The 16,905-nt window shown below is 38.7% G+C and carries 15 protein-coding genes; 5 read left to right on the top strand and 10 right to left on the bottom strand.

From position 1 onward, the window contains the following. Nucleotides 1-127: 127 nt before the first annotated feature. Nucleotides 128-901, top strand: coding sequence for an IclR family transcriptional regulator (locus B4237_RS09850; RefSeq protein ID WP_061392131.1), 774 nt, complete (start codon nt 128-130; stop codon nt 899-901). Between the two features lie 207 nt (nt 902-1,108). Here B4237_RS09850 and B4237_RS09845 read toward each other — a convergent pair whose 3' ends face one another. The 8 genes from B4237_RS09845 to B4237_RS09810 form a co-directional block, all read right to left on the bottom strand. Beyond that, nucleotides 1,109-2,269, bottom strand: a complete 1,161-nt coding sequence (locus tag B4237_RS09845; protein ID WP_007480132.1) for a hypothetical protein — start codon at nt 2,267-2,269, stop codon at nt 1,109-1,111. 116 nt (nt 2,270-2,385) lie between these two features. Continuing rightward, complete coding sequence (pgsA, locus tag B4237_RS09840; protein WP_004876453.1) at nt 2,386-2,973, bottom strand: CDP-diacylglycerol--glycerol-3-phosphate 3-phosphatidyltransferase; 588 nt, start codon at nt 2,971-2,973, stop codon at nt 2,386-2,388. Between the two features lie 105 nt (nt 2,974-3,078). Continuing rightward, nucleotides 3,079-3,876 carry a thioesterase family protein gene (locus B4237_RS09835; RefSeq protein ID WP_278595981.1) on the bottom strand — a complete coding sequence of 266 codons (798 nt, stop codon included), beginning with the start codon at nt 3,874-3,876 and terminating at the stop codon, nt 3,079-3,081. A 104-nt stretch (nt 3,877-3,980) separates the two neighbouring features. Next, nucleotides 3,981-5,780 carry an excinuclease ABC subunit UvrC gene (gene uvrC / locus B4237_RS09830; protein ID WP_278595982.1) on the bottom strand — a complete coding sequence of 600 codons (1,800 nt, stop codon included), beginning with the start codon at nt 5,778-5,780 and terminating at the stop codon, nt 3,981-3,983. A gap of 108 nt (nt 5,781-5,888) precedes the next feature. Next, nucleotides 5,889-6,752 (bottom strand): hypothetical protein, encoded by an 864-nt coding sequence (locus B4237_RS09825; RefSeq protein WP_278595983.1) that lies wholly within the window; start codon nt 6,750-6,752, stop codon nt 5,889-5,891. 109 nt (nt 6,753-6,861) lie between these two features. Next, nucleotides 6,862-7,278, bottom strand: coding sequence for a PH domain-containing protein (locus tag B4237_RS09820; RefSeq protein ID WP_278595984.1), 417 nt, complete (start codon nt 7,276-7,278; stop codon nt 6,862-6,864). An 89-nt stretch (nt 7,279-7,367) separates the two neighbouring features. Next, on the bottom strand, nt 7,368-8,285 hold the full coding sequence (lpxO, locus tag B4237_RS09815) for a lipid A hydroxylase LpxO (RefSeq protein WP_004876448.1): 918 nt from the start codon (nt 8,283-8,285) through the stop codon (nt 7,368-7,370). A 150-nt stretch (nt 8,286-8,435) separates the two neighbouring features. Continuing rightward, entirely contained in the window at nt 8,436-9,494 is a 1,059-nt protein-coding gene (locus B4237_RS09810; RefSeq protein ID WP_007480143.1) for a diguanylate cyclase domain-containing protein, read from the bottom strand. Nucleotides 9,495-10,143: 649 nt separating this feature from the next. On the opposite strand from B4237_RS09810, the gene fadB reads away from it, so the two are divergent. Both fadB and fadA read left to right on the top strand, forming a co-directional pair. Beyond that, nucleotides 10,144-12,297 (top strand): fatty acid oxidation complex subunit alpha FadB, encoded by a 2,154-nt coding sequence (gene fadB, locus B4237_RS09805; RefSeq protein ID WP_004876445.1) that lies wholly within the window; start codon nt 10,144-10,146, stop codon nt 12,295-12,297. Between the two features lie 12 nt (nt 12,298-12,309). After that, on the top strand, nt 12,310-13,482 hold the full coding sequence (fadA, locus tag B4237_RS09800) for an acetyl-CoA C-acyltransferase FadA (protein WP_004876444.1): 1,173 nt from the start codon (nt 12,310-12,312) through the stop codon (nt 13,480-13,482). 62 nt (nt 13,483-13,544) lie between these two features. Here fadA and B4237_RS09795 read toward each other — a convergent pair whose 3' ends face one another. Then, on the bottom strand, nt 13,545-14,063 hold the full coding sequence (locus tag B4237_RS09795) for a hypothetical protein (RefSeq protein ID WP_061392137.1): 519 nt from the start codon (nt 14,061-14,063) through the stop codon (nt 13,545-13,547). A gap of 311 nt (nt 14,064-14,374) precedes the next feature. On the opposite strand from B4237_RS09795, the gene B4237_RS09790 reads away from it, so the two are divergent. Continuing rightward, nucleotides 14,375-15,073: a hypothetical protein gene (locus B4237_RS09790; protein WP_061392138.1), complete on the top strand. Its 699-nt coding sequence runs from the start codon at nt 14,375-14,377 to the stop codon at nt 15,071-15,073. A 53-nt stretch (nt 15,074-15,126) separates the two neighbouring features. On the opposite strand, the gene B4237_RS09785 is transcribed toward B4237_RS09790, so the two are convergent. Beyond that, a complete protein-coding gene (locus B4237_RS09785) occupies nt 15,127-15,876 on the bottom strand; it encodes a hypothetical protein (RefSeq protein WP_004876440.1) in 750 nt (249 codons plus the stop codon). 175 nt (nt 15,877-16,051) lie between these two features. Here B4237_RS09785 and B4237_RS09780 point away from each other — a divergent pair, with 175 nt between their 5' ends. After that, nucleotides 16,052-16,744: a DsbA family oxidoreductase gene (locus tag B4237_RS09780; protein WP_007480151.1), complete on the top strand. Its 693-nt coding sequence runs from the start codon at nt 16,052-16,054 to the stop codon at nt 16,742-16,744. Nucleotides 16,745-16,905 lie beyond the last annotated feature (161 nt).

Raw genomic sequence — 16,905 nt, 5'->3', positions numbered from 1 at the left:
CTCAATTTCAACCGAAATCTATTGATTAAAAATGATCAGTTTTAAAAGTCCACACACGCTGTTCTGCTTTTCTGTTATAAAGCAATAAAAGTTCGAGTTTCACGTTTTTAGGAGTAGACAACCCATCATGGCAATTTCGAGTTTTGGTAAAATTCTCACTGTACTGGATCTCTTTTCAGTGTCACGTCCGATTATCAATGTCGATATCATTTGTGATGAGCTTGGTCTATCCAAACCAACGGCCTATCGTTATCTCAAAGAACTTGTTTCTAGTGATATGTTGAAGCGTATTAGTGGAACTTCTGGTGATTACACTTTAGGGTCTAAGATTGCAGTTTTAGACTATATTTCGCATAGTACTGATCCGCTGGTACAAATCAGCATCCCTTTTATGCGTGATATCGTTGAGCGCACAGAATTATGTTGCTTACTCACTTATTTAAATCATGATTACTGCATTGACCTACATCATGAGACGTTCAAAGAGGCTGAGCTGATCTCTTATGGTCGTGGTTGTCCACGTCCTGTATATGTGGGTGCTTCGCCTAAGATTGTGATCGCACACCTCACCAAGCAACGGATACAAGCTTATTACCAACAGTTCACTCAAGAGTTGGCTCAAGTTGGCTTTGCCAATAACTTAGATGAATTCACTCAACAAATGCGAAAAATTAAAAAGCAAGGCTTCTATTTATCACAAGGTGAGATTGACCCTCTTGTTTGTGGTCTTTCCGTACCTATTCGCTTCTCGAATAAAGAGGCCCCGATTGCGCTCACGTTGGTGGCCTCTAAAAACCGTTTCGATTTTCTAAATATTCAGAAGTTAATTGAAATCTTACAAAACAATGCAGCACAAATTGAGCATAAGTTTGCAACACTTTCTGAGAACCAAATTAATTAGAATTGAGAATATTAAAAAATATTTACATTTTTCACCGTTGTAAATATCAACATATTCTCATATTATGATTATGTTCTTCAGCATACTCTCCCAAAAGAGCATGACTTTCCTCAGAGAACTAAGCTCATCGTTGTTATGGGCTTTTTTCTTGCCATCTAAAAATAAAAAAGCCTTCTAAAAAGAAGGCCTCAAGATCATAGTTAATATTTAGCACATGATTTTATGAATCAATTTAGCTTCAACTAACATCTGTTCAGTTTGATCCGCATTGATTGACATTAGGTACTTACCATTGGAGTAATACACTGAATCATCAGCACCAAGCGCATAACTGAGTACCCCTTTCTTCAAAACCTTTTGCTCACCTGATGCAGATTGCTGAACTAATTCCCAATTACGTGGAATCACTCCTGCAAACTTTTCCCCTGCATTTTGATTTTGCTGTAATGTCTTCTGTGCTTTGATTAGGTTACCTTCGACAAATAATTCTTCTTCAGATTTTTGTCTTGCCTTAGCAGGGTTGGCACCAGAGGTCGATTTTAAAGATTCACCTGTATAGCGTTGTGTGAAAAAATCTAACCAACCAAAAATAGCGCGTAAAATTTTAAACGGCGCCATCAAAATATCTTTTATAGAGCTACCACTATAATTTTGACCTTGATATGGTCGTTTTAAATAATATAACTGCCCATTCTTGCCCACCTTTGGTTTATAAAAATCATAACGTGGGTCACTTAGGATTGTTTCAAGTTCCCCTGTTTTGAGATCCAAACGGCAAATTTCTTTAGGGCCAATACTTACATTACCCTGATGATCATAGGCAAAACCACAGCTATCGTAATAAACAACATTGGGATTTTCAGGATCAAAACATGGATGCTCATCCTGACAATCCCCCTCGGTAATATATTGAATACGACTTGAATCTAAACCCAGAACGCATAGATGACGTTCAAAAGCATACCCCTTGCTTGCAGATAAAATTAAGCGTTGATTCTGCGTATCATAATCAAGATGATGAACAATAAACTCATTATTACGCAGTACCAAAGATTCAGGCTGTTCTAGAGCTGCTAATGATTTGATATAAATCGCACAGCCGTCCTGCAATCGAGCTGCATAAATTATCTGCTGCTCATTCGTTAACACCGCATCTACAGGAAAAATATGCGCTAGCTCATCAGGATCATCATAATTGCGCAAGCCCATGAATTGCGCACCTGTACCTGTGGTTTTCCATTGCTTACGTTGCTTAATTTCTTGCAAATTTTTCTTATATTGGCTCACCGCATGACAATCAATACTTTGTGATTGCTGATTTTGCAGTTGATATAACGATTGATTAGATAAATAAAGTAGAGATGACATTAATTTATTTTCCTGATTCATCATTTTTAGCATTCACATGATCAAATCAGACCAAGTGAATGCTATGATTTTATTAATATTTTAAGTTTCTAATTAAAGTATATCGAGTACAACATTTACGGTTGTTTCAAATACGGCCATGCTGCTTTCATATAAATGAACATCGACCACAGAGTCAAAATTACTGCGGCGTATAATAAAGCATAAGCCCACATTTCCAATGGCTTCCAATTAAGTAAAAACACACTAATTGCAATCATTTGAAATGCTGTTTTGTATTTCCCCACGGTTGATACCGCAACACTGGTACGCGCACCAAGCTCTGCCATCCACTCACGTAAAGCCGATACGGTAATTTCACGAGAAATAATCACGATTGCAGCAAAAGCCATCGAAATGGTGGGTTGCCATTGCACCAGTACAATTAACGCCGCTGCAACCATTAACTTATCAGCGACTGGATCTAGAAAACGTCCAAAAGCAGATGTCTGATTAAGAGTTCTTGCAAGATAACCATCAAACCAATCTGTCACTGCTGCAAGCACAAAAATGGCTGTCAGCACCATATGCCGCATCATTCCCCCATGATGCTCAGCAATTCCAATCGCTGGTGGCCAATAAGCAATCACCAAAAAAACAGGAATAAGGGCAATGCGCGCCAAAGTCAAAATATTCGGAATGTTCAGGATTCGCCCTGTGCTCATAAACACCGCCATGTTGTTCGCATCAAATATGCATGTCGCACAAAGGATGTGCCGAGATTGTATCCAACTGTAAGCAACTTTATACGAAATGCTGCGCAGTGTCGACTAGGCAAAGACAGCAACTGTCTGTCGGAGCACCGCAATTAAACGGTTTTGACTATCCCAGACATAGGCATACTCAGTTGAATAACCATGCTCAGCAACTTGTGTCACGACTTTGTATTTGAACCAATCTTGGATTTGATTCGCAATCGGATCAAGATAAGTAATATGCCATGTTAAAGAACTTGCAGGTGCAGGCGTTTTAAACATCGGCAAGACGCCTGGTGGCCATACATCCATCAATGCAAATAAATCAGCCAAATACATTTCACGGTTTGAATGTTGCTGAGGTGAGAAACGACTCCACCCACCAAAGTCTGGAACTTTACTCCCTGCCATCGGATAGCTTCCTTCCGCCCAACACAATTCAAACTGTTGTAAGCATTCAGGCATTAAGCCCTCTAGATAGACCATTTTTTCGAGCTGATCTGGCATTGGATAATCTGGAACTTGCGGCTGATGATTGACAACAATGCGAGATTCTCGACGTAGACCAAAGCTAGCAACTAAAATACTTTGCACCGCATCGTCTTGCCATAAGCGAATCTCTAAGCTGGTAACAGATTTACCTTCTCGAAGAATTTCAGCTGTCAATTTCGCTTTCCCCTGCTGTACAGGCCCAACAAAAGTGACATTACAGCTCAATAACTGCTTTTCAGGATCGTTCACTGCACAAATCGCTTTTTGGACCAATAGTCCAGCAACTAAGCCACCAAAGACAGTACGCCCCTGTAGCCATCCCGCGGGGATATCAATCCATTCTTGTTGTTCAATTTGTTGATAAAGAGAAAGCAATGACATTGTTTTTCCTTAACTGTCAAAACATCCTATCTTTGAATGTTTTGGTTGATTTGTGAATGGTCATTAACTTATCAGTCAGTGAATAATTTGGTCAATCGGTCAAATTATTCATGCAAAATTTTATAAATTGTCCTAGCCATGACTTCACCTAAACCCGGCACCAGCATCAGTTCTTTTTCAGATGCTTTTAATACGCCTTGAATCCCACCAAAATGTGTCAGTAAATCTCGACGGCGTTTTGGACCCAGTCCAGGAATCGCCTCTAATACGGAACTACTGCGACGCTTATCCCGCTTTGCGCGGTGCTTCGTGATCGCAAAACGGTGCGCCTCATCTCGAACCTGCTGAATCAAATGCAATCCTTTATGGTCTTCAGACAATTGAATCTTGGTTCCATCGGTAAAGTGAAGCGTCTCTAAGCCGGGTTTCCGCCCTTCACCTTTTGACACCCCAATCATAAATGCATCTAACCCAAGCTCTTGCATCACGTCCATTGCCATATGCAGCTGACCTTTACCGCCATCAATTAGAAGCAAATCAGGCAACATATTCTTTTTATAACGACGGATTAATGCTTGACGCATCGCTGCATAGTCATCGCCACCTGTAATATCTTGAATGGCAAATTGGCGATAATCGCGTTTTCGTGCTCCACCCTGATCGAATACAACACAGGAAGCTATTGGTGCTTCACCCATAGTATGGCTAATATCAAAACACTCGATTCGATCAATCGGTCTTCCAACCACTTGCTCAAGCTGATGAAAACGCTCATTTAACTCTAAGTGATTACTAAGTTTGCCTTTGATTGCATGCTGAACATTCATTTGCGCTAGCTCTTGCCACTCAGCTCGAGTCTCACGCACTTTATGCTTAATTTGGACTTTTTTATTAAAAGTTTGTTGTAGTGCTTCTTCTAATTGGACTCGATCAGGCACTTCAACATTCACAATCAACTCAGTCGGAACTTCATCTGCAACCTGAAAATAAAAATTTGCAATAAAGTCGCTTAACATCTGTCCTAAATCATCACCCAACATATCTGGAAAATAGCTCTTACCGCCTAACATCCGCCCATTACGGACATACATAATTTGCACGCAAGTCACGCCAGCCTGATAAGCGATTGCTAAAATATCGGCTTCACCTTTAATTTTAAATACAGCTTGCTGTGCCTGTACCTCGCGTAATAATGCGAGACGATCACGATAAAAAACGGCTTTCTCAAATTCTAGCTCTGCGGCAGCCTGCTCCATTTTCCCAATCAATTCTTGATTCAACTCTTTTGTATCACCTTGCAGAAAGCGGATTGAGTTATCGACATCCTCTTTGTACTCTTCAGGACTAATCAACCCAACACAAGGGGCAGTACAACGTTTGATTTGATACTGAAGACATGGTCGTTTTCGTTGTGAGAAATAGCTATTTTCACACTGTCTGACATTAAATAGCTTTTGTAAAACCAGCAAGGTATCTCTTGCACTATATGCACTTGGATAAGGACCAAAGAACTTACCAATTTGATGTTTGCCCTTACCACGTCCACTGGCAATTCGTGGAAAAGGTTTATCGGCTGAGACAAAGATATATACATAGGACTTATCATCCCGCAACATAATGTTATACGGCGGGCGATGTAGTTTAATTAGGTTTTGTTCAAGTAATAAGGCTTCGGTTTCAGAACGAACCACCAGCGATTCAATATCATAAATTCGAGCAACCAATGCTTGTGTTTTAGGGTGCTCAATGGTTTTTACAAAATAGCTCGAAACACGATTTTTTAAATTTTTTGCCTTGCCAACATACAATAGCTCACCATCTTTGCCTAGCATTTTATAAACGCCGGGCAATTGGGTCATATGAGCAAGTATTTTTTCAATGTGTTCACGAGCGTTTGAGTTCACAGCAGACTTTCATTATCAGTAATGCTTTTGATGATGTAGCCTGAATAGATGAATTTCAAGTCAATTGAGTTGAAATCCATCGATTGAATCACTCAAGACATGGTCAAATCAAAGAACTTTACTTAACACTCTATCAACACTCTTGAAGGCCGATTCATTCAAGAAATCACATGCCAGTTCATTTGCTGGTGATACAGCATTCACTTCTCTTGTATTGTGATAAAAACCCCAATACTCCCGAGATTGATGGCGAATTCGGGTATCAGCAAAATTCATCTCAGTATTCGGTTGAAATGCTGTCCACGCGGCATTTTGCCAAATTCCTTGATTTTGAATATTACTGTTGGTACTGACATGCGACAGATTTTGAGTTGGATAAGATTCAATATAATCTTGAGTACTCAACTGAACTTGTTTTTGCCAACACGTTGCACCTGATGGGAACTTATCTTGAGTCGATAATAACAAGGCCTGAATAATTTGTAAGGTTGCATCACTAATCAAAGATGAAGCTGATGCTTGAGTTAAAAAGTAACTCACATAGTTAGAAACATCTAAACCAGATAAATCAATTTTTTTCAGTTGATAGGTCAATTTAAAACTTGTTCTTTGCTCTAAATTACTAGGTTCATATTCCAACACAGTATCACTAAATGTTGCTTTACGGCCCACAATATAAGCAGCATTTGTATTCTGTGGCGGAAAAATCGTTGATATTCCATTGTTGGTTATAAAATTACGTAGTGCTTCAGTCTGTAACTTCGGTGTTTCTGTATAACTAATTAAAAGATCATTATTTTTATCAACTTGATATGATTTTTTAGTGAGTTTATTTGAGGTGTTTGCTGTCGCAATATCATAACTATAAAAGGCTTTATTCTTTGGATCAACAGTTCCATAGATATCATCATTTTCATCGCTACAAGCAACTAAGCTTAAAAGACTTAAACTAATCAATAATTGTTTTTTCATTATGTTTTCTCGTGGTTAAAATGAATTAAATACCATCAAAATTATACCACTTGATATAATTAAAAATATAAAAATTATTAGAGATACAGCAAAATGAACAGCCTGATAATTACTTAGTCAAATCGTGTTCTAATGCAAGACAGAAAGCTTTTTGATCTTTAGGTGAAACCAAAATATGTGTCACATTGCCATTTTTTGCATAATCAATGCGTAAACGATCTAAAGACAAAGCAGGCGAAGAAATTAAATGATTCGATGCACTTATTTTTATAATATCAGCCTTATTTATTTTCCATTTAAATAGCATTGAATGAATGATTAAATCATTCTCTGTCACGATATAACGTGTATTGAAGATCGGCCACCAAAGCAAAACTATCGTGAATAAGTAAACAGCAGCATGTTCAGGATATTCTTGTATTGTTCCTTTCACATACATCGTCCATAAAAATTGCAATAATAGGCCTGTTGTTGCGATCACCACGCCCCAGAACCACCAATCTATTTTTGAACGAAAGGTTTGCATATTTTTTCCTATGCTTAATTTTAGAAATTAAAAAATATTTTATAAACAAAGTATAAAAAACGCCCTTAAAGGGCGTCTTATGTTTTCACTTATTTAAACACATAAGGTCTTATAAAAATAAGGAAAAATAATCCCAGCATAATGAACCACTTTAAAAAGTAATAAAGCTGACGGTTCGATTTCTTTAATGCTTTCGCTTTAATACGAATCTGGTAAACATAGCCAAAAACTTTGTTTAAGCCACCTGTTTGATCACCTGCTTCATTCGGAGAACTCGCAGCGGTCATCACGCTTTTACCAAACCAGTGATTAAATTTTTCCATCAAACGTGTTTTTAAAGGACGTTCCACATCAGCGAAAAAGATAATACGATTTTGATCAGTCTTATTTTCAGCATAATGAATATAAGTCTCATCAAAGACCACACTTTCACCATCACGCCATGAATAACGCTCACCATCGACATCAATAAAGCAACGATCATCATTGGGTGTAATCAAACCTAAATGATAACGTAATGAACCTGCATAAGGATCACGATGACGGACCAAACGGCTATCAGGTGCAAGCTCAGTAAACATAGCTGCTTTAATTGTTGGGAGTGTTTTCAATAAAGCTGTTGTTTTAGGGCAGAGTTCAGCCGCAGATGGATGAGCCGAGTCATACCATTTCAAATAGAAACGCTTCCAGCCTGTTTTAAAGAACGAGTTGAAACCTAAGTCATCGTAAGTACTTGAGGCTTTAATTCCTCCTTTTTCATACAATGCTTTTGCTTCGTCTCGAATCATTTCCCAATTTTCATCTAGAACTTTTAAGTCCTTAAAATGTTGAGTATCAATATAAGGCTGATTCGGCACTTTTGAGAACATGTACATCAAGAAATTGATCGGCGCTAAAATCGTTGAATGGTCAAAGAATTGACGATAAAACGAGTGCTTCACTTTACCACGACGCTGAATATAAAGCGCTGATATGATAAAGATCGCTAATATGATCCATTTAATCATTGAAATCGGCACAAAAAAATTAATCGCCAAATTTTAACACCATCGCCTATAATTTCTATACGCTTTTGATAAATTCCCTCTCACCGCAAACACATCAAAATATTAAGCATTAAATATCAAAATCTTACGATATAAAAACTTATCTGCTTTTTAACTTTTCACCTTTAATTGTTTCTTAGCTTGGTACATACGAGCATCTGCTTCATGAAGCAAAGCTGCTGCTTCAAGATAGCCCTCAACATGATCTGTTTGTTTTATGCCAATACTCAGGGTAATGGTGGGTTCAATTTGCTGAATATATTGCAATAATCGCGGAACAAAACTTTCTGTCGCTTGTAATTCGGTACAACGAGGAAAAATAATACAAAACTCATCACCTCCACACCGAAAGCAATGATCATCCAACCGCGCAACAAAGCGTATCCCATCAGCAACAATTTTTAGAATTTGATCTCCGCGTGGATGCCCAAAACTATCATTAATCACTTTAAAATCATTGATATCAATAAAAACAACCGTCACTGGTTCTAACGCATGTTCTGCTGCACAAATCGTTGCATTTAAAATGCTATTGAGGTGTCTTACATTTAATAAACCCGTCAAGGCATCTGTCTGAGACAGTGCCTCCATTTGTTGCGCACGATCTTCTAAAACATTGGCATATTGTTCAATTTTTTCTTTTGATGTTTTTAATTCACTGACGAGACTCCATACATAAGTTTCGACCACCAGTGAAATATCAAACATAAATAGTTTTTCCAGCGTACAACTCACCTCATGAAATTGTTCAGTATCCCCCAATTGCTCATAAACCAAAGACATCAAACGCGTTTTTAAATGATAAATCGCTGATAAATATAATTTAGGTTCAACACCAATTCGCTTATGAACCAAACCGATTCTTAAACGATTATTGACATAATTTGCATCGTAACTTCCTGAAAATAATTCAGTGACATATTGTCGTTGTGCACGCTGCAATCGGGACAAGGTATCGACATCACCAATTAATGTCGCGATTTCAACCACTGACGTTTGTTGCTGATAAAACTCGATAACCACTTGATCGAGCAAAGGTTCCAACATAATTCCAAGCTGTACGAGACTCATTAACTCTTTATTGGTCAATGAAAGTAATGATTTTCGGTACTCTATTTCCTCACTGGAAATATGCATTTGTTTCATCAATGTTTGATCTGTTGGTTTCATCCGTATCCACCCTTGCTCAAACTGATTGAATGTGTCTTCGACTTCATCTATAAATCAAGTCAGACGACATTAAAAAGTGATTGAGCCTTCAAAACATTTGTAGTTACCACACCAAGGCCACAAGCATTTTCACAATCCCTTTAAAAATGGATATAACTAACAATTTTTGTCAGTCTAAAAATCCATTTTCCAACTCAAATAACAACTTAAAAATACAAATCAAAAACTTAAAATAAAAATTGAGCGCTACACATCATTAATAAGCAACAAATAAGCCAACTACATCAAAAAACATATCGTAAAGTGATGAAATAAACAGAGTTTCTAAAAGTTTAATGACTGACAAGACAATCTCAGGCTCGTTTTGAGCTATATTTTCATTTACAAGGCCTCAACACACCATAAATGACCACCGACAATAAAACATTAATTATTGTTTTTTATAAAAATTCTAAAAAATAATAATGAAGTAATTCTGATAAATCTTAGCCTAAAAAGAATAGATGACCCTAGCGTCACGGCTTGATACAACTTGTTATGTCCTTTTTGGATATAGTTATCGTAAGATTAGCGAAGCATTTTGTGCACTTAATTGCACTCAGGCTTTATGACATCAACTCAGAATCCTCCACAACAAGGGAGATCAGGCATGATCCACGCTGGCAATGCCATTACCGTCCAAATGCTTGCGGACGGAATTGCAGAATTCCGCTTTGACTTACAAGGTGAGTCGGTTAATAAGTTTAACCGTGCGACCATTGAAGACTTCCAAGCAGCGATTGCTGCAGTTAAAGCCAATAACGATATTAAAGGCTTAGTTGTTACTTCTGGCAAATCAACATTTATCGTTGGTGCTGACATTACTGAATTTGGCGACAATTTCGCTGCTGGTGAACAAGCAATCATTGATTGGCTTATGCCTGTACACGAAATCTTCAACAGTTTTGAAGATTTAGATATCCCTAAAGTAGCTGCGATCAATGGCATGGCACTTGGCGGTGGCTTTGAAATGTGCTTAGTGTGTGACTACCGTGTCATGTCTGAGCAAGCTCAAGTTGGCTTACCAGAAATCAAATTGGGTATCTATCCTGGTTTTGGTGGTAGCGTACGTTTAAGCCGTGTCATCGGTATCGACAATGCCGTTGAATGGATGGCAATGGCGAATCCTAAGAAGCCAGCTGCTGCACTTAAAGATGGTGCTGTAGATGCAGTTGTTGCTGCTGACAAATTACAAGAAGCTGCTGTTGACTTAGTTAAACAAGCACTTGCTGGTCGTTTGAACTGGAAAGCAAAGCGTCAAGAAAAATTAGACGCAATCAAATTGAACCCACTTGAACAAATGATGGCGTTCAATACTGCGAAAGGTGCAGTTCTTGCTAAAGCAAATCCTGCGCAGTACCCTGCTCCAAAATTATTACTTGATTCTTTACAAGCAGGCGCAAGCTCAACACGTGATGATGCATTAAAAGCAGAAGCTCAAGGTTTTGCTAAAGCAGCAATCACACCACAAGCTGGTGCATTAATCGGTTTATTCATCAACGATCAAGTTGTGAAGAAAACTGCGAAAAAATATGAGAAAGGTGCTCATCCTGTAAACCAAGCAGCTGTTTTAGGTGCGGGTATCATGGGTGGTGGTATTGCTTACCAAGCGGCAAGCAAAGGCACTCCAATCATCATGAAAGACATTGGTAACCCACAACTTGCACTCGGTATGAAAGAAGCGAATGGCTTGCTCACTAAGCAAGTTGAACGCAAGAAAATGAAACCAGCGCAAATGGGTGAAACACTTGCTCGCATCCGTCCTACTTTGAGCTACGATGAGTTTAAAGAAGTGGATATCGTGATCGAAGCGGTAACTGAAAATCCAAAAGTTAAAGAAATCGTACTTGCAGATACTGAAAAGCATGTTCGTGAAAACACGATCATTGCCTCTAACACGTCTACAATCTCGATTACTCGTTTGGCGAAAGCATTACAACGTCCTGAAAACTTCGTTGGTATGCACTTCTTCAACCCAGTACACATGATGCCATTGGTTGAAGTCATTCGTGGTGAGAAAACTTCTGAAGAAGCAATCGCAACAACTGTTGTTCTTGCTCAGAAAATGGGTAAAACACCAATCGTTGTAAACGACTGCCCAGGTTTCTTGGTTAACCGTGTATTGTTCCCTTACTTCGGTGCATTCGACCTACTCGTTAAAGACGGTGCTGACTTCCAGCAAGTTGACAATGTAATGGCGAAATTCGGCTGGCCGATGGGTCCTGCATACTTGATCGACGTTGTTGGTATCGATACAGGTGTTCATGGCGCAGAAGTAATGGCAGAAGGTTTCCCTGACCGTATGAAGCCAGATTACAAAGGTTCTATCGAAGCGATGTACGAAGCAAAACGTCTTGGTCAAAAGAATGACGTTGGTTTCTACAAATACGTGTTAGATAAGAAAGGTAAGAAAGCGAAAACTGTTGATCCAACAGCATACGAAATCATCGCTCCTTACGTTACTGGTGAAAAACGAGAGTTTGATAACCAAGAAATCATTGACCGTATGATGCTTGCTTTCTGTAACGAAACCGTTCGTTGCTTAGAAGACAACATTGTTGCAACTGCTTCTGAAGCAGATATGGCGATGATCATGGGTGTAGGTTTCCCTCCATTCCGTGGTGGTCCATGCCGTTACATCGACCAAACTGGTGTTGCTGAATACGTTGCGCTTTGCGACAAATATGCACACTTAGGTAAGGCTTATGAAGCGCCACAAATGTTGCGTGACATGGCTGCTAACAACACAAAATTCTACGGTTAAGGAGCGACGTGAATGGCTACTTTAAATCCACGTGACGTTGTGATTGTTGATGGCGTTCGTTCTGCCATGGGCAAATCACGTAACGGTATGTTCCGCAATGTACGTGCCGACAGTTTATCTGCTGAATTAGTACGTGCACTTGTTGCTCGTAACCAGTTTGATACCAATGAAGTTGAAGATGTAATCTGGGGTTGTGTAAACCAAACTTTAGAGCAAGGTATGAACATTGCTCGTAACATTGGTTTATTGGCTGATATTCCAAAAACTGCTGGCGGCCAAACAGTAAACCGCCTTTGTGGTTCTTCTATGCAAGCAATCCATACGGCTGCTGCCCAAATCGCGACGAATCAAGGTGATGTATTCATCATTGGTGGTGTTGAGCATATGGGCCACGTCGGTATGATGCATGGTATCGACCTGAACCCAGAAGCGTCTAAACACTATGCAAAAGCATCTAACATGATGGGCTTAACGGCTGAAATGTTAGGTCGCATGAACGGTATCTCTCGTGAAGAACAAGATGCGTTCGGTGTTGAATCTCACCGTCGTGCTTGGGCTGCAACTCAAGAAGGTCGTTTCAAAAACGAAATCGTTGGTGTAGAAGGTCATGATGCTAACGGCTTCAAAATCCTTTGCGACATCGACGAAGTAATTCGTCCAGATGCAAACCTTGAAGCGTTCCAAGCATTGAAACCAGTTTTCGATCCTAAAGGCGGTTCAGTAACAGCTGCAACTTCATCTGCGCTTTCTGACGGTGCATCTGCAATGTTGCTGATGTCTGCTGAGCGTGCTCAAGCATTGGGTTTAAAACCACGTGCTGTGATTCGTTCAATGGCAATTGCAGGTTGTGATGCTGCGATCATGGGTTACGGTCCAGTTCCAGCAACTCAAAAAGCACTTAAACGTGCTGGTTTAACGATGGCTGACATCCAAACGATTGAGTTAAACGAAGCATTTGCTGCTCAAGGCTTATCAGTAATGAAAGGCTTAGGCGTTTATGACAAACAAGACATCATCAACTTGAATGGTGGTGCGATTGCATTGGGTCACCCATTGGGTTGTTCAGGTGCTCGTATCACAACAACATTGTTGAACGTGATGGAACAACAAGATACGCAAATCGGTCTTGCGACGATGTGTATCGGTCTTGGTCAAGGTATCGCGACGATTATCGAACGTGTTTAATCAACACTGAGATAAAAAATCCCCGCTATATGCGGGGATTTTTTATTGCTAGAATCAAGTTTTTAACGCGGAAACAATGGACTCGGTGGAGGATTTAAACCATCTCGGATTTGCTGTTGTAATTTCAAAAGATCGCTAAGATCAACTTTCATTGTTCCATTTTGGAAATCAATTGCATTATCCCGATTGATATTCAATGGCTCTAGCATTTTAAAAACACCATTCGTTGGATCTGATGACTGAAAACCGTTTGCCACTGCCAAAATATATTGTTGCAATATCGCTGGAACGTATGACAAATCAGGTTGAGCAGCTTGAGGCTGGTAATTAAAACCGCCAACACTTTCACTCACTTCTTGATTTTGCATATCTAAATTGACTTTATAGAGATGATGTTGAAGGGCTTGTCGTACATTTTTATCTTCTTGATATGGAACAATCCCAACTTCTTCACGTAACTCAGATTCAGCCATGAGACGGATCGTAGGCAGTGAAGCCACTTCATCCTCAGCATAAACAGCAGGTACGCCCATCATAGAAGAAAAAATAAAAATGAGGGCTGATCGTTTTAAAACGTTCATCGCTTACTCCAAAAATCATTCACCATATGCAAACTTCAACCAGCTCAAGATGAATAAATAAAATCTATAAAATTAGGTTACAACAAAGTCGTTATAGATTCAGTATGGGTCTGATAAACGGTAAATATCATTAAAATTTTGTACTAAATAGCAAATTATTCGCCCTTATAAAATATGTGTAATCTTTGTAAAAATCAGCATATTAGTCATAAAACGTCTAGCTTCAACTCATTTTTTTTATTATGGTCTTTTGATTGTTTTATAAATATTCATTTTTTTGATTTTAAAATTCAAATCATTAGGAGTCTTAGATGTTGTTCACTTCAATGAAAATAACAAGTGTGATCGCACTGACAGGGATACTATTATCAGGCTGTGCAACCAAAACGCTCATCACAAAAGATCATAAAACTTATAATCGAACCACCAAAGTTACTTTAGTTGAAGATAATGTTGTTGCCTTTGGTCGCCCTGCCCAACTATCTGCAAATTTACCTAAAGATAGCATTGTGATTGCGGGTCAAAAGAATAGCTATGTCCTCACTCAGGGAGGTGCACAGTTCTTCACTCTTATCAGCAAGCTTGATCCTAAAAATATCCAAATCACGCGAGACCTCAGTTTTTATTCTGAAAAAAATGACGGGCATTTCTCAGGCACACTGCCGCTTTCTTATGTAAAGCTCAAAGAAGATTTAAGCAAAAAAGACTTAGCGTTTTTCATTGAAAATGGTGCGAGAGAATGCTCAAGTTCTAGTGATGAACGTATGCAAGCACAGCGATTCTGTTTTGATCTTAAATTGGCTGGTGTGGTGTATCCTGTTGCTAACAACCTCACTTCACTCAAAGCACTCAGCAAGGCCTATCAAGTTACAATCTACACAAATAAGCAAGAAAGTTACCAATCAAAATCTAGCTTAAATCCTTTTGAGAAGCTGGTGCTGCTACCTTTTGCAGTTGCAATTGATGTCGTTAGCCTACCTTTCCAAGCGGCAGATAAAATTTTTGATTGATGATCATTAAAAAAGACAATGACTTAAATATCAAATCATTGTCTTTTTAAAACTTAAAGTTCTTCATCCAAAACTTCAGTATTGTTTTTCTTGATGTTATTCATTTTGGCATTTAGCTTTAAAACATCTTGATATAAAGCATTAAACTTTTTTACTTGCGCTGTTTCTGGGAAAAGAATCATCTTACCTTTTTTCTGCCACTGATCCTTTTTCAATAAATCAAACATCGCCTGTGCTTTTTCAATAATTTGTTGTTCTATAACGAATATATCATCAGCATTTTCTGCATTGATATTGCTTTCAATTTTTGCCAATAATGACGTTTTCATTTCATCGTCAATTGACAACTGTTTTGCCTGTTGCAATGAACTCAATTGAAGTTGTAGACGTTGTTTTTCATATTCAGCGGAAATCTTTGTTACATCAGCAAGCATTTTTTCAGTTTCTGCATAGTCCTGTTTACGATCACGATCCAAACGTTCAACATCCAAAAATGTATCCCAATTTGCAGCTTTTAACTCACGTAAATATTGATTTCGCGCTTCAATATTTTGCATCCAATAAGTCAGCAAAAACTCTGACATTTTCTTATAATCACCTGACAGACGATCATCATGAATATCCAGCTGTACAGGTGTCGACCAATCCTGTGCTTGCATATAAAGAGCACGCATTTTTTCAGACATGACCACATCGAACATTTTTTGATTGTTTAAAACACGCTGCTGTTGGTAATGTTGGTAGAAAAAAAATGAACCGATACACAGCACGACCACACCGATCAAAACTAATACACGGCGCATAAAGCCTCCTCATTTCATTATATTTTTTATGTTTTATCTAAGTTTAATCAAGACAATACTTAGATAGTATATCGTTTTTATTGCAGTGTACGTAACGCTGCATTACATTCACACCGCTTTAAATTCGTGTACACAGTCCCTATTATCTGTTTAATGTTAATTAAAGAGATCAATCATGCGTGTAGATATTTGGTCAGATGTGGTCTGCCCTTTTTGTTATATCGGTAAAAAACGCTTAGAACATGTTGCTGAGGAAGCAGGTATTGAGCTGGAAATCCATTGGCATAGTTTTGAACTTGATCCAAATGCACCCGCAAAACATGACACATCAAATACAGAGCGTTTAGCTAAAAAGTACGGTCGAAGCTACGCTGAAATGGAAGAGATGGAGCGTAATGTTGCAGCAATGGCAGCATCAGAAGGCATCGACTTCCAATGGCAGAAAGCCAATTCAGGTAATAGCTTTAATGCACATCGTATTATTCATCTTGCACAAAGTAAGGGACTAGGAAACGAAGCAAAAGAAGCGTTCTTCCACGCGTATATGACCGAAGGTCTTGCGATTGGAGAGCGTGAAGTTGTTGAGGAAATTGCTTCACGTATCGGTTTAGACAATGCTGAAGTTGAATATGTATTAGATTCAGATGAACTCGCTGATTTTGTTCGTCATGATGAAAAAATTGCACATGAGCAACTTAAAGTTACTGGCGTGCCATTTTTTGTGTTTGATCAAAAGCTCGCACTTTCGGGGGCGCAACCTCGTGAAGTTTTCTTACAAGCTTTGCAGCAAGCAGATTCAGATGATCAAAATATTGAACAGACCGATGCTGCACAATGTAATGATGACTCTTGCGAAATCAAACCTTAAATAATTAAACCTACAGATGAGTTTTATCGTTAGATAGAGCTCATTCTTTATAGAACTTAATTTGTTGATTTAAACCAATTATCTTTAAAAAAATACCGCCTATCTCAGCCAAAAAATCCTGTAACAAAGTTCATGAGCTTATTGCTCAACTTTTAGCTAGT

Origin of the sequence: Acinetobacter sp. UBA6526, assembly GCF_002434875.1 — a bacterium.
GTDB lineage: Bacteria > Pseudomonadota > Gammaproteobacteria > Pseudomonadales > Moraxellaceae > Acinetobacter > Acinetobacter venetianus.
The sequence above is the reverse complement of the archived record's forward strand: the minus strand, read 5'-3'. Positions and strand labels throughout refer to the sequence as shown.